12 protein-coding genes and 1 pseudogene are annotated in these 13,391 nt (G+C 75.9%); 10 read left to right on the top strand and 3 right to left on the bottom strand.

The features are described from left to right. Positions 1–245 precede the first annotated feature (245 nt). The 4 genes and pseudogenes from ACSMX9_RS24610 (at position 246) to ACSMX9_RS24595 (ending at position 3,788) form a co-directional block, all read left to right on the top strand. Entirely contained in the window at positions 246–1,826 is a 1,581-nt protein-coding gene (locus tag ACSMX9_RS24610) for a SulP family inorganic anion transporter (RefSeq protein WP_445397037.1), read from the top strand. Positions 1,827–2,023: 197 nt separating this feature from the next. Next, positions 2,024–2,598 (top strand): annotated as a pseudogene (locus ACSMX9_RS24605) (TetR/AcrR family transcriptional regulator); the annotation flags it as partial. Between the two features lie 108 nt (positions 2,599–2,706). Then, entirely contained in the window at positions 2,707–3,579 is an 873-nt protein-coding gene (locus tag ACSMX9_RS24600; RefSeq protein ID WP_445397035.1) for a polysaccharide deacetylase family protein, read from the top strand. A gap of 17 nt (positions 3,580–3,596) precedes the next feature. Beyond that, positions 3,597–3,788 carry a hypothetical protein gene (locus tag ACSMX9_RS24595; RefSeq protein WP_445397033.1) on the top strand — a complete coding sequence of 64 codons (192 nt, stop codon included), beginning with the start codon at positions 3,597–3,599 and terminating at the stop codon, positions 3,786–3,788. Positions 3,789–3,804: 16 nt separating this feature from the next. Here ACSMX9_RS24595 and ACSMX9_RS24590 read toward each other — a convergent pair whose 3' ends face one another. Together ACSMX9_RS24590 and ACSMX9_RS24585 are read right to left on the bottom strand one after the other, a co-directional pair. Then, a complete protein-coding gene (locus tag ACSMX9_RS24590) occupies positions 3,805–4,473 on the bottom strand; it encodes an ABC transporter (RefSeq protein WP_445397031.1) in 669 nt (222 codons plus the stop codon). Continuing rightward, the gene (locus ACSMX9_RS24585) at positions 4,470–5,453 is read right to left on the bottom strand and encodes an ATP-binding cassette domain-containing protein (protein ID WP_445397029.1); all 984 of its coding nucleotides are present in this window, start codon (positions 5,451–5,453) and stop codon (positions 4,470–4,472) included. The genes ACSMX9_RS24590 and ACSMX9_RS24585 overlap by 4 nt, the downstream gene beginning before the upstream one ends. Positions 5,454–5,535: 82 nt before the next feature. On the opposite strand from ACSMX9_RS24585, the gene ACSMX9_RS24580 reads away from it, so the two are divergent. The 6 genes from ACSMX9_RS24580 (at position 5,536) to ACSMX9_RS24555 (ending at position 12,654) form a co-directional block, all read left to right on the top strand. Continuing rightward, positions 5,536–6,258 (top strand): peptidyl-tRNA hydrolase, encoded by a 723-nt coding sequence (locus ACSMX9_RS24580; protein WP_445403088.1) that lies wholly within the window; start codon positions 5,536–5,538, stop codon positions 6,256–6,258. A gap of 176 nt (positions 6,259–6,434) precedes the next feature. After that, positions 6,435–7,301 carry a hypothetical protein gene (locus ACSMX9_RS24575; protein WP_445397027.1) on the top strand — a complete coding sequence of 289 codons (867 nt, stop codon included), beginning with the start codon at positions 6,435–6,437 and terminating at the stop codon, positions 7,299–7,301. Positions 7,302–7,451: 150 nt separating this feature from the next. Further along, positions 7,452–8,213: a DUF4142 domain-containing protein gene (locus ACSMX9_RS24570; RefSeq protein ID WP_445403087.1), complete on the top strand. Its 762-nt coding sequence runs from the start codon at positions 7,452–7,454 to the stop codon at positions 8,211–8,213. A 180-nt stretch (positions 8,214–8,393) separates the two neighbouring features. Continuing rightward, a complete protein-coding gene (locus tag ACSMX9_RS24565) occupies positions 8,394–9,791 on the top strand; it encodes a multinuclear nonheme iron-dependent oxidase (protein WP_445397025.1) in 1,398 nt (465 codons plus the stop codon). Positions 9,792–10,032: 241 nt separating this feature from the next. Then, entirely contained in the window at positions 10,033–10,887 is an 855-nt protein-coding gene (locus tag ACSMX9_RS24560) for a TIGR04222 domain-containing membrane protein (protein WP_445397023.1), read from the top strand. A 135-nt stretch (positions 10,888–11,022) separates the two neighbouring features. Next, on the top strand, positions 11,023–12,654 hold the full coding sequence (locus ACSMX9_RS24555; protein WP_445397021.1) for an alpha/beta hydrolase: 1,632 nt from the start codon (positions 11,023–11,025) through the stop codon (positions 12,652–12,654). Between the two features lie 12 nt (positions 12,655–12,666). Here ACSMX9_RS24555 and hemQ read toward each other — a convergent pair whose 3' ends face one another. After that, positions 12,667–13,386 (bottom strand): hydrogen peroxide-dependent heme synthase, encoded by a 720-nt coding sequence (gene hemQ / locus ACSMX9_RS24550; protein ID WP_351239577.1) that lies wholly within the window; start codon positions 13,384–13,386, stop codon positions 12,667–12,669. Positions 13,387–13,391: the final 5 nt, after the last annotated feature.

Raw genomic sequence — 13,391 nt, 5'->3', positions numbered from 1 at the left:
CACCGACGTCCCCGAGCCGGTCGTCGGCTGGATCAGGCAGCACCAACGGCTTCAGCGGGTTCCACCGCACCGCCCAGCTCCCCGCCGGGCCGCCATCGGGCCGTGCCCGGTCCCGCCGCGGGCCCTCATACTTCAGCCCACGCGGAGCCCGGTCGGTCCTTCCTGCCCGATCCGCCTACACACGCCTGCCCCCCGTTTCCCCCACACGTAACACGCGCGCCCCGCAGCGCGCAGGAGGCATCCGTATGAACACCCTCAATGGGCGCACCAAGCGTCCCGTCTCCGCCGGCCCCCCGGGCTCGGCCGATCCCTCCGGCGACTCCGGTCCCCCGGCGGACTCCGTTCCCCCTTCCCGCTCCCCCTTCCGACTCCCCACGCTGCGACAGGACTTCACGGCCTCCGTGGTCGTCTTCCTCGTCGCCCTCCCCCTGTGTGTGGGCGTCGCCGTCGCCTCCGGCGTCCCGGCCGAACTCGGCCTGGTCACGGGCATCGTGGGCGGATTGATCGCCGGGGCCCTGCCCGGCAGCAGCCTCCAGGTGTCCGGTCCTGCCGCCGGACTCACGGTGCTCGTCCTGGAAGCCGTGCGCGCCTACGGGCTCGCCGCTCTGGGCGTCATCGTCCTGGTGACCGGAGCGCTCCAACTCCTCATGGGCGCACTGCGCTGGGGCCGTTGGTTCCGCGCCATCTCCGTGTCGGTGGTCGAGGGGATGCTCGCCGGCATCGGTCTCGTCCTGATCGCCGGTCAGTTGTACGCGATGACCGGCACCGACGGTCCCGCCGACGGACTCGACAAGATCGCCGGCCTGCCCGGCATGTTGGCCGACTCCTTCGGCTCCACCGCGGCCCGGGCCTCGCTGCTGCTCGGGGCGGGCACCATCGCCGTCCTGGTGCTGTGGCGGCGCATCCCACACGCGGCCCGGTTCGTCCCGGCGCCGCTGGCCGCGGTGGCCCTGGCCATCGTGGTGTCGGCGACCTTCTCGCTGCCGGTGGCGAAGGTCGAGGTCACCGGGTTGCTGGACGCCGTGCGGCTGCCCGAGCCCGATGACTTCGGCACCCTGGCGAACGTCAGCATCCTGGGCACGATCCTCGCCTTCACCCTGATCGCCTCGGCGGAGTCGCTGTTCAGCGCCGCCGCGGTGGACCGCATGCACGACGGTCGACGCACCGACTACGACAAGGAGTTGATGGCCCAGGGAGCCGGCAACACCGTCTGCGGTCTGCTCGGTGCGCTGCCGATGACAGCGGTCATCGTGCGCAGTTCGGCCAACGTCCAGGCGGGAGCCAGGACCAAGGCGTCCCGGATCCTCCACGGCGTCTGGCTGTTGCTGTTCGCCGCCCTCTTCCCGGCGGCGCTGGCCGTGATCCCGCTGCCGGCGCTGGCCGGCGTCCTGGTGCACGCGGGCTTCAAGCTCATCCCGTTCCGCGCGCTCCCCCCGCTCTGGCGCGACCACCGCGGCGAGGTGGTGATCCTCGGGGTCACCGCCGTGTCCATCGTGGCCATCAGCATGTTCGAGGGCGTCCTCATCGGGCTGGCGATGGCCGTCGTCAAGACCGCCTGGGAGGCTTCGCACGTGCGTCTGGAGGTGCAGGACTCCGGTGCCGGGCCGGTGCGCGCGGCGCTGTCGGGCAATGCGACCTTCCTGCGCCTGCCCCGCATCCTCGACACCCTGGAGGCACTGCCGCACACCCGTCCGGTGGAACTTGACCTCTCGGGGCTGCACCACCTGGACCACGCCTGCCGGACCGCGCTGGAGAACTGGGCCGCGCGGCACGGCGGCAGCGGCGCGGACCAGGTGACCGTGACTCCGGTGCAGAGCAGGACCTGAGCCGGGGGCACGGGGCGCGGCAGGCGCCCCGTGCCCTCACCGGTCCCGGACCCGGCGGGCGCCCGGGCTCGGAGCCGTGGGGCAGGGTCGGCACCGAATCGGTGTGCAGGGTGATGTGCACCGGAGTGTGCGAGGTGGCGTCCAACGCGGGCGTCCCGTCGCCGGTGCCCCGGCCGTAGCGGGGGTGGGCTCCCCCGGCGGCGGTGGCCCTGGCGGACGCGGAGGGACTGGAGGCGGTCACCATGCGGCGGGTGGCCGCCGCGGTCGGCGCCGGCGTCATGTCGCTCTACAGCTACGCCCCCGACAAGGAGACCCTGCTGGAACTGATGGTCGACCAGGTCAGCGGCGAACTGCCCGCGGCGCCGCCCACCGGCGACTGGCGCGCCGACCTGAAGGCCGTTGCCCGGGCCCAGCGCGCCCACATGCTGCGCCACCCCTGGCTGCCCGCGGTCCTGTTCGCGCACCGCACTCCGGGCCCCCGCACCCTGGCCTTCCTGGAGCACGTGCTCACCGTCCTGCGCCCCACCGGACTGGAGGGCACCGCCAAGCTGGAGGTCTTCTCCCAGCTCACCGCGTTCGTGGCGAGCCACGTCGGCTACGAGCTCACCCGGAGCGCGTGGCGGCCGAGTCGCGCTACCTGGCCGCGGTCGCCGCGGACGGCCACCACCCGGAACTCGCCGCGGCCCTCACCGCCCCCGGGCGCCCCCTCACCCCCGAGGCCACCTTCACCCGGTTCCTCAACCGGCTCGTCGACGGCCTGGACAGCGACTGAACCCCGCCGCCGGCCCCCGGGAGGGCAAGCGGGTGACGTTCCCGGGCCTCGTCCGCCCCGCTCCCCGTCACCACGGAAAGTGCGCTCATGTGACGATACGTTCAGAAAATGATCTTTTCTGTGCGGAGAATCCTCGTCCTCGCCCTCTGCGCCGGCTCCGTGCTCACCGGCTGCGGCACGGAGGCCGCTCCGGGCGCCCGACGCCCGTCCACCACCGTCTCCCCCGCGCCGGACCCGCCCCCGGGGCCGCCGGTGATGGCACCCGGACCCGGCGGTCTGACCCCCGTCCTCACCCACGGGCGACGGGACGCCGGCCGGACCGTGGCGCTGACCTTCGACGCCGACATGACCGCCGACCAGGGCGCCCGGGCCGCGGCCGGGGAACGGTTCGACAACCCGGAGCTGATCGCCGCCCTCCGGGAACTGAAGGTGCCCGCCACGGTGTTCATGACCGGGCGGTGGGCCGAGCAGTACCCGGACCAGGCGCGGTCCATCGGCCGCGACCCGCTGTTCGAGGTCGCCAACCACTCCTACAGCCACCACGCGTTCACCGCCGACTGCTACGGACTGCCGACCGTGGCACCCGAACGGATGCGGTCCGACGCCGAACGGGCCACCCGCGCCTTCGACGCGGTGGGCGTGCGCAACCAGGTGCCGTACTTCCGCTTCCCCGGCGGGTGCCACGACGAGCGTGCGCTCCGGGCGCTCGCCCCGACCGGAGCGACGGCCGTGCAGTGGGACGTGGTGAGCGGTGACGCCTTCGCCACCGACGCGGGCGCGGTGGCCCACCAGGTGCTGGACGGGGTGCGGCCCGGCTCGGTGGTCGTGCTGCACTGCACGCGCAGCGCCGCCCCCACGACCGAGCGGGTCGTCCGGGACGTCGTCCCCGAACTGCGCGGGCGCGGGTACCGGTTCGTGAAGGTGTCCGAACTGATCGGGCAGCACCCGGCCGCCGCCGGCGGGCCCGTGGCCGGGCGCTGACCCCCTACCCTGGAGGCATGGACGAGTACCGTGCGGACCGACCCGGTCGAGCCGCCTCCCCCACCACCACAGCGACCGGAGTCCAGGGACCGTTCGCCGAGTGCGTGCTGTGCCGGGACGCCACCGAGCACCCGGAATCGCACCGCGGGATCACCCTCTGCCCGCGGTGCGAGTGGCTGGAGGCCCAGCGCTCCGCCTGCTCGGGCTGACCGGCCCGGGGCCCGGTCACCGTCCCCGGGCGCTGAGCGCGCAGACCAGGGCCGACGCCCCGGCGGCGACCAGCACCGCGGTCGCCGTGGGAGCCAGCAGCAACGGAACCGTCCCCTCCCGGGAGCCCTCGGTCAGCGCCGTGAGCACCGTCCTGACCGGTGAACCGGCCGCGATCAGCACCGCGACGAGCCCCAGCAGCATCACCAGGAGCCCCCACCCCCGTGACCGCAGCACCGGCCGGGTGGTGAGCGCGCCCACCGCCGCGCCCAGCAGCACGCAGGTCAGCGCGGCGAGCAGCCCGCAGGCGCCCGCGGCCGGCCGGGAAAGTTCGCGGGTGCCGGTGTCGTTCACGGCCCCGCCCACGGCGGTCACCACCACGACGGCGGTGAGCCCGACGGCCCCGGCCGCCCCCGACGCGGCCAGCAGGGCGGCCAGATGGGCACGCGGCGGACCGTGCGGCGCCGCGGCGCAGCCCCGGGCCTCGGGCGGCTCGTTGCCGACGCCGATCCGCACCAGCCAGGCGGTGACGGGCACCAGTGCCGCGGCCACCAGGCCCAGCGATCCCAGGAGCGGCTCACCGGACCGGATGCCGACCACCAGCACGCCCGCGTAGAGGACCAGCGGCGCCAACCAGCGCTGGGAGCGCAGCAACAGGGCCGTGTGGTAGCGCACCAGCGCGATCACGGACGGACCTCCCCGCCGCCGCGGGGAGCGTCCACCGCATCGTCCTCGCGCCCGGGCCCACGGGCGGCGGGGAGCGCCCCCGCCCGGTGGACGGTGACCACGTGCCAGGGACGGGGGGCGGTGAGCAGGGCGCGCAGCACCTCGTCGGACGAGGAACGGTCGGTGGTGAAGCGCACGGTGCCCGCCGGCGTGCGCGCGGCGCGGACGCCGGCGGGTAGCGGCGGCGGCTCGGCCCCGGCCGGCCCCTCGGCCACGATCACGGTCCGCGGTTCGGGTCGCGCCCCGCCCGACGGCCCGGTGCGACCGGTCTTCTCCGCCGTGGCGGAGGCCCTCCCCTTCTCGACGGTGACCAGCAGGTCCGCCCGGCCGGCGAGGTTCGTCCGCCGGTGGTCGACGAACACCACGGTGGCACCGGCCTCGACGCGCTCCGCCACGGCGGCGTTCAGTTCGGCGTGGGCGTCCGGGTCCAGACCGCTCCACGCCTCGTCCAGGACCAGCAGGCCGGGCGGTGCGAGCAACGCCTGCGCCAGGGCCACCTTCTGACAGGTGCCCTTGGACAGGCTGGACAGGGGCGCCGTGGCGTGGGGCCCGGCACCGAGGCGTTCCAGCCAGTGGCGGGCGGCCCGCTCGGCGGCCGACCGGTCCAGCCCGTGCACCCGCCCCAGGTGGACGAGGTAGCCCAGGGCGGTGAAGGGGAGGCGGGGCGGGAAGCGTTCGGGGACGTACGCGGTGTGCGGACGCCCGGTGACCCGCCCCTCGGTGGGCGCGTCGAGCCCGGCGACCAGCCGCAGCAGGGTCGACTTCCCGCTGCCGTTGACCCCGTGGACCCGGACCAGCGCACCGGGCGGCAGGGTCAGGTCGACGCCGCGCAGCACCCAGCGGCTCCGCCGGCCGTACCGTCGGCCGACCCCGGTCAAGCGGATGCCGGGCGGGGGTCGGTGGGCGGGACGTCGGAACCGTAACGGGAGGGGTGCGCGCATGGGGGAGATCATGCCCCAGGCCGCCCCGGCCGGCGCCGGCGCGGTCCGGGAGGTGTTCCGCGGCAGCTGGCAGACTGGACGGATGAGCAGCGAAGAAGCCGTGTCCGAGGGGCAGGGCCACGTGCCGGAGGGGCCGGATCCGCGCGACGAGGCGCCGCAGTTCGTGCTGCCGATGGTGGTGCGGCTGGAACGCACCGAGCCCCCGGAGCGCACGGACGCCCTGGAGACGGCGGCCCGGGCGGTGCTCGTCCTGTTGAGCGACCCGCGGGCGGCGGGGGACGGGCCGTGGGCGGAGGCGGTGCGGCAGTGGGAGGACGCCCGCATCCGCAAGGTGGTGCGACGTGCCCGGGGCGCCGAGTGGCGCCGGGCCGAGGCGCTGCCCGGCATCACGGTGACCGGGAAGTCCGCGCAGGTCAGGGTGTTTCCGCCGATCCCGCTGGATGGCTGGCCCAAGGACCTGGCCCGGCTCCAGGTCTCGGGCACCGAGCTGATCGACCCGCACCCCCCGGGAGCGCCGGAACCGGGCGGCCCCGTGCTCTGGCTGAGCCCCTCGGCCACCATGACGGCGGGCAAGGCGATGGCCCAGGCGGGTCACGGCGCCCAGTTGGCGTGGTGGGACCAGTCGGACACGGAACGCGCGGCGTGGCGGGCGGCCGGGTTCCCGTTGTCGGTGCGGACCGCCGACCCCGGGCGCTGGCCGCAGCTCCTCGCCGGGGGGACGCCGGTGGTGCGGGACGCCGGTTTCACCGAGATCGCCCCCGGGGAGACGGTGGTCGTCGACGGGCACCGGAGCTTCCGCGACTGACCCGGCCCCGTCTCCCCCACTCCCCTCGCACACCCGTCCGACGCACAACGTAACGCCTTGGTGACGATATGTCACCGGAGCCGCGGCGGCGGCCCCCGCACGCCATCGTCGGGTGGGCAAGGAGCGCACCGCCGGACCAGGGCGGGCGCGGGGCGTGGAACGTGGGGGTTTGGCGGATGGTGGACGTCCTGATCATGGCGGTCCTGGGGGCCTTGGGCCTGGTGTTGCTGACCTTGTGGCAACAGGCGCGGGTGCTGCGGCGGACGCACCTCGGCGTCCCGGGGCCGCGCCGGTCCGCAGGTCGGGCCCGGCGGACCCCGGCCCTGGTCGGCGCCCTGGTGGTGGCAGCGGGTGCGGCCCTCGCCCTCACCGCGCCCTGGGCCGGCGACCGTGCCGGCGGCGGGGCGCAGGCCCGCGCCGACCACCGGGGGGCGGGTGGGACCCCGGCCCCCGGGGCGTCGGACGGCACCGGCGCGCCCGAACGCGCCGACCACCGCGCCACCGCCGGCGCCGAGGGCGCGGTGGACGACGGCGGCCACGGCGGAGCGGACCGCACCGGGACGCACGGCGGCGACGCCGCGGGCACCCCGGCCGCGCTCGACGGGGTCGGCACCCCGGCGCCACGGGCACCGCGACCGACGGACCGCGCCGCGCGCCCGGCCGCCCCGGAGGCCACGGCGACGGCCGGGAACGGCGGGCACCTCGGCACGACCGGCACCACCACGAGCGGGGGCGCAGCCCCGACGGGCGGTGGCTCCGGGGCGGGCACCGGGTCGAACGGCAGCGGTGACCCCGGCCGACCGACGGAGCGGCCGGGCGGAACGCCCACCGGCACCGCCGGCGGCACGGGGCCCGGATCGGGCGGTGCCGGCGGGTCGGACGGCGGACCCGGCAGCACGGGCGGCACCGTCCCCTCCCCCGGCCCGAGCCCTTCCCCGAGCACGCCCGCCCCGCCGCGGACGGGCGTCACCCCGCCGCCGGTGCCCTGTCTGATCGGTGCCCTCCCGCCGCTCCTCGACCTCCGGGTCTGTCTGTCCCGGTGAGCCCGGCGGCCCCGTTGTGGCGGGCACCGGGCACCCGGTCGTCCGTCACCGTCCCGCGGCCCGCTTGGAATACCCGCCGGGTCGGCGGTTGGATGCGGGTACCCCGTGCTGCGAGGGCACGGGGGCACCACGCCCGGGAGGCTCCTAGTGCTGCGGCGCATCAACGGCACGACCCTGATCATCGGCGCGCTGACCGCCACCCTGGTCGCGCTGGCCTTCCCGGTGTGGTCGTACGCCGATCGCGCGGGGACACCCCGGGCGAACCTCGCCGCGGGCACCGTGCCCACCCGGTGGGGCCCGTTGTCCGCCGCCGACCGGGACTTCGTCGTCCGGGTCCGGCTCGCCGGGCTGTGGGAACTCCCGGCCGGCCAGCAGGCCGTGGAACGCGCCCCCACCGAGGCGATCCGCACCGCCGGGGACCACCTCGTCGTGGGCCACACCGACCTCGACCGGCGGGTGCGGGAGGTCGCCGCCCAGCTCGGCATGGAACTGCCCAACCAGCCCACGGAGCAGCAGCGGGCGTGGTTGCAGCAGCTCACCGACGCCACCGGCGTCCAGTACCAGAAGGACTTCGCGAACCTGTTGCGGGTGGCGCACGGCAAGGTGTTCGCACTGATCGCCCAGGTCCGCGACACCACCCGGAACACCCTGGTGCGGCAACTCGCCACCGACGCCAACCAGACGGTGCTGGACCACATCACCGTGCTGGAGAACACCGGGATGGTCGACTTCGACGCGATCGCCAACGGGGCGGCCACCGCCACGGCGAGCCCCACCGGCCCCCCGCCGCCCGACGGCCCCGTCCCGCCCGCGCCCGCGGTCACCGCGGACGGGGACATCTCGACCACCTCGCGCCCCTCCGCGACGGTGCCCGGAGTGGTCAACACGGACCGGGCGGAACCTCAGAACTAGCTCTGAACATCTTCCCCACGGGTTGGGCCGCGCGCCCCGGGGCGATGATTCCCACGACGCGCGCGCCTCCCGGCACATCACCGTGCCGTCCACCCGGGCGTCCACCGGGACGAGGCGGCGCAACGGGGGCGGGACGGCCGCGGCACCACCGAGACGGCGCGGCGCACGAAGGAGGGGACCATGACGAGCACGTGTGTGCTCCGCACGGCGGCACCGAGGGCGATCAGACTGGGCACCGGCATCGGTTGGCGTCCCGAGATCGCGGACGCCATCGAGCGGATGCCCGGCATCGACTGGGTCGAAGCCGTCGCCGAGAACCTCTGCCCGGGGCATCTGCCGGAGTCCCTGGTGCGGTTGCGCGAACGGGGCGTCACGGTCGTTCCGCACGGGGTGTCCCTGGGGCTCGGCGGCGCGGAGCGGCCCGATGCGGGGCGGTTGGCCGCCCTCGCGGCCCGCGCCGAGGACCTCGGCTCCCCGCTGGTCACCGAGCACATCGCCTTCGTCCGCGCCGGCGGCCGGTTCACCGCGTCCCCGGTGCTGGAGGCCGGCCACCTGCTGCCGGTCCCCCGCACCCGGGACGCCCTCGACGTGCTCTGCGAGAACGTGCGCATCGCCCAGGACGCCCTGCCGGTCCCACTGGCCGTCGAGAACATCGCCGCCCTGATCTCCTGGCCCGACGAGGAGATGACCGAGGGCCAGTTCCTGTACGAGTTGGTGGACCGCACCGGGGTGCGGCTGTTGATCGACGTGGCCAATCTGCACACCAACCACGTCAACCGGGGCGAGGACCCGTCCCGGGCACTGGACGAGCTGCCGGTGGAGGCCATCGCGTACGTCCACGTGGCGGGCGGGGTCGAGCGGGACGGCGTGTGGCACGACAGCCATGCGCATCCGGTGCCGCAGACGGTGCTGGACGTGCTCACCGACCTCGCGTCCCGGGTGCAGCCGCCGGGCGTGCTGCTGGAGCGGGACGAGGACTTCCCGTCGCCGGAGGAGCTGGAGCGGGAGGTGGCCGCGATCGGGGCCGCGGTGGACCGGGCCCGGCCCGCCTCCCGCCGACCGGCCGCCGCACCGGTCCGGGTCCGGCGGGACGAGCGGCCCGAGCGGTCCGAGGGGCCGGCGGACACCGATGCGTCCGGCTCGCGGGGCGCCCGGCAGCGGGTGGCCCTGGCCCAGACGGCGCTGCTGTCCGCGCTGGTGGCCGGGACCCCGGTGCCCGAGGGCTTCGACCGGGCCCGACTCGCCGTGCAGGGCCGGGCCTTGCTGGCGAAGCGGGTGGGCGTGGTCGCCAAGGTCGCCCCCGAGCTTCCGGTGATCCTGGGCGGCTCGTACCGCACGGAGTTCCTCGCGTACGCGCACCGACGGCCGATGACCGCCGGGTACCGGCACGACGCCCTGGGCTTCGCCGCCCACCTGTTGCGCCACCGGCGGCCCCACGATCCGCGCACCCGGCGGGAGTTGACGCAGTGGTGGGTGGACCGGGCCGGCGCCCGGCCGCCGACCGGCTCCCCGTGGAACAGGGTGGTGCGCGCGTTCCGGGTCGCCCGCGCCCTGCGGTCCCCCGAGACGAGGGTCTGAGCGGGCGTCCAGGGGCATTCGGCCGGAAGGAGTGGCTCCGGTACGTCGTCTGGCGGAGGGAACGAGGTACCCGCGGCGTACCCGGACCACCCGGGGGGACCATGGTCCGCGGACCGCGGGAACGGCGCATTCCGCCCCGGAAGCCACCGCAGGCCCCGGGAACACCACGACACGGCAACTCCCGTTCCACATGGCGGATAAGCAATGGCGACCCCCCGGACGGGTCGCATAGAACACCGCCATGTTGTGGCTCCTGCTCCTGTCGGCCTGTGCGGTGGCCGGCACCTCCTGCGCCCGCCTCTGCCGGGCGGCCGTCCACGCGGCGGTCGCGGGCGCGCCCGCGACCCACGGACACCGGCTGACCGTCTACGAGGCGGCCTACCTGTCGGGCGGTCCGGTGCGCGTCGCCGAGGTGACGATGGTGTCGATGGCGCGCCAACGGCGCCTGCTGCTGGCCCACACCGGCTGGGTGACCGTGGTGGACCCGCACGGCCGGGACGCCCTGGAACGTGCGGTGCTCCGGGCGATCGGCAGCGGGGGACAGTCCCGGATCGCTCCGGTGCGGGCGGCGACCGCGGGCGGCGCGCCGGTGCAGGCGCTCGCCGACCGTCTGGTGGCGGCGGGGCTCGCCGTGCCGGAAGGGACCCGCAGGACGGTCCGGAGCGCGCTCCGACAGGTACGGGGCGCGCTCCTGGTGGTCCTCGGCCTCGGCGGGGTGGCGCTGTTCACCACGCCGCCGGACGCGGGCGGTTCGTCCTCCGCCGTCGCCTGGTTCGCCCTGCCGCTGGTGCTGACGGTGAGTTGCCTGTTGATCGCCCGGGTCGAGGGTCGCCCCTACACCGGGTGGGCGTCGGGGCCGGGCCGGCGGTTGCTGTGCGCCCTGTCGGCACGGCCGGACGGCGACGACCGGACCTATCTGACCGCGGTGGCGGTGGCCGGGGTGGCCGCGGCCGGCGATCCGGGGCTGGTGACGGCGTTCGCCCACCGGGACCGGACGGCCCACCGGGAGCACGGCCCCGGCGCCCGGCCCGGCGACCGCGGCGGCCGGGGGGACCGGGACGACCCGGAACGGGGACCCGCCCGACGCGGTCGATGAGCCGGCGGTGTGCCCCTCGGGGGCATTCCCCGACATCGGCCCCCCGGTGCTTTACACCCCTCGCCCTCACCCCGATCATCCCTTGCGTCGGATCGTCGTGGGGTGCCCGAGCAGGGCGCGCAGGGCAGGAGCACCATGAGAGCAACCGCCCACCGGACCACCGCCCTGGTCCTCGCTCTGGTGTGGGCCGTCCCGACGGCGCCCGGCCCGGCCGCCGCGGCCGGGCAACCCGCCGGGCCCGTCGCCGAGACGGCCGGAGTGCGGGTCGCCGCCGCCCGGGCGGCGGCGCACGGCGTCCGCTTCGGCCCGTGCGCCGAGCAGGAGGACCTGCCCGCGCCCGTCGAGTGCGGCACCGTCGAGGTCCCGCTGGACTACGCGCACCCGGACGACCGTCGGTTGACCCTCACCGTGAGCCGGCTGCCGGCACTGGGCACCGACGCGGCGGGGGAACGGGTGGCGCACCAGGGTCCGTTGGTCTTCCATCCGGGCGGGGGCGCGGGGAGCCGGTACTTCCCGCTGGTCGGTGAGCTGCCGACCTGGCGCCGCATCGCCGGCGCCTACGACCTGGTGGGCTACGCCCCGCGCGGCACCGACCGCTCCGCCCCGCTCTCCTGCCAGGAACCCCGGCACTTCGTCAAGGCGCCCACCCCCTCCCCGGCACGGCCCTCGACCTCGTACAAGAAGGAACGCGCCGCCGAAGCCGCCTCCTACGCGCGGGGCTGCGCCCGCCGCGCCGGGGACGCGCTGGCGCACCACACCACCGCGAACGGCGCCCGGGACCTCGACGTCCTGCGGGCCGCGCTCGGCGAGGAGCGGCTGACGTTCATGGGGGTGGGCTCCGCGACGTACCTCGGCGCGGTGTACGCGACGCTGTTCCCGGCACGGGTGCGGCGGATGGTCCTGGACTCGGCCCTCGACCCGCGCCCGGAGCGGATCGGCTACCCCCAGCACCTCGACCGGGCGGCGGCGGTCGAGCGCCGGTGGACGGACTTCCTCGCCTGGGTCGCCCGCCACGACGACACCTACGGACTGGGCGGCTCCACCGCCTCGGTGCGGCGCTCCTACGAGGAGGTGCGGGCGGCCGTCGCCGCGGAACCCGCGGGCGACCGGGTCGGGCCGGGCCAGTTGCACCGGGCGTTCCTGCGGGCGGTGGCCTACGACGACCACTGGCCGCTGTTGGCGGCGGCCCTGGACGCCTTCCACGAGGGGCGCCCCGAGCTGCTGGTCGCCCAGGCCGCACCGGTGCCGGACGCGGCGGCGGAGGAGGAGAACGCGTACGCCGTGCGGACCGCCACCGCCTGCAACGACGCGCCCTGGCCGACGGACTTCACGGTCTGGGACGCGGACCACACCGCGGCGGCCGAGGCCGCGCCCTTCGGCACCTGGGAGGAGGCGTGGGCGGTGCTGCCGTGCGCGTACTGGCCGGCTCCCCGGCAGGAGCCCCCGGTGGTCGGGGCGGACGCCGAGGTGCTCGCGCCGACCCTGGTGCTGGCCGCCGAACGGGACGCGATCGCCCCCTACCGGGGGGCCCGGGAGCTGCACGCCGCGCTCGGCGGCTCGCGGCTGGTGACCGAGCGGGGCGCCGGCCAGCACGGGCTCGGCGGCGGCCCGAACGACTGCGTGGGCGCCCATCTGGACGCCTACCTCCTGGACGGGACGCTGCCCGCGGCGGACGCGGAGTGCGCGGCGCACCCGGAGCCCCGCCCGCTGGCGCTGCGCACCGCGACGCGCGGGCCCGCCCCGGCGCACCGGGCGGGCCCGCGCTGAACGGTGCGGAGGTCAGGCCAGCGAGGCGACCAGTTCGGCCACGCTGCGCCGGCGCCCGGTGTAGAAGGGCACCTCCTCGCGGACGTGCATCCGGGCCTCGGAGGCACGCAGGTGCCGCATCAGGTCCACGATCCGGTGGAGCTCGTCCGCCTCGAAGGCGAGGATCCACTCGTAGTCGCCCAGCGAGAAGGAGGCCACGGTGTTGGCCCGGACGTCCGGGTAGCCGCGCGCCATCTTGCCGTGGTCGGCGAGCATCTTGCGACGCTCCTCGTCCGGCAGCAGGTACCACTCGTAGGAACGGACGAACGGGTACACGCTCACGTAGTCGCGCGCGGTCTCGTCGGCGAGGAACGCGGGGATGTGCGACCGGTTGAACTCGGCGGGCCGGTGCAGCGCCATGTTGGACCAGGTGGGCGCGAGGGCGCGGCCGAGACGGGTCCGGCGGAAGAGGTTGTACGCCTCCTGGAGGGCGTCGGGGGTCTCGGCGTGCCACCAGATCATCAGGTCGGCGTCGGCGCGCAGCCCCGACAGGTCGTAGGTGCCCCGGATCACGACGTCCTTGGCGGCGAGCTGCTCGAACAGCTCCTCCACCTCGTCGGCGTACCCGGAGCGGTCCTCCGGGAGGAGGTCACGGAGGGTGAAGACTGACCACAGCGTGTAGCGGATGACCTCGTTGAGGTCCTTGGCCAGCTTGCCGCGGTGGGGAATCCTTGCGGGGGCGTCGTCGCTCATGTCCT

This window comes from Streptomyces sp. LE64 (assembly GCF_052606915.1).
The sequence above is the reverse complement of the archived record's forward strand: the minus strand, read 5'-3'. Positions and strand labels throughout refer to the sequence as shown.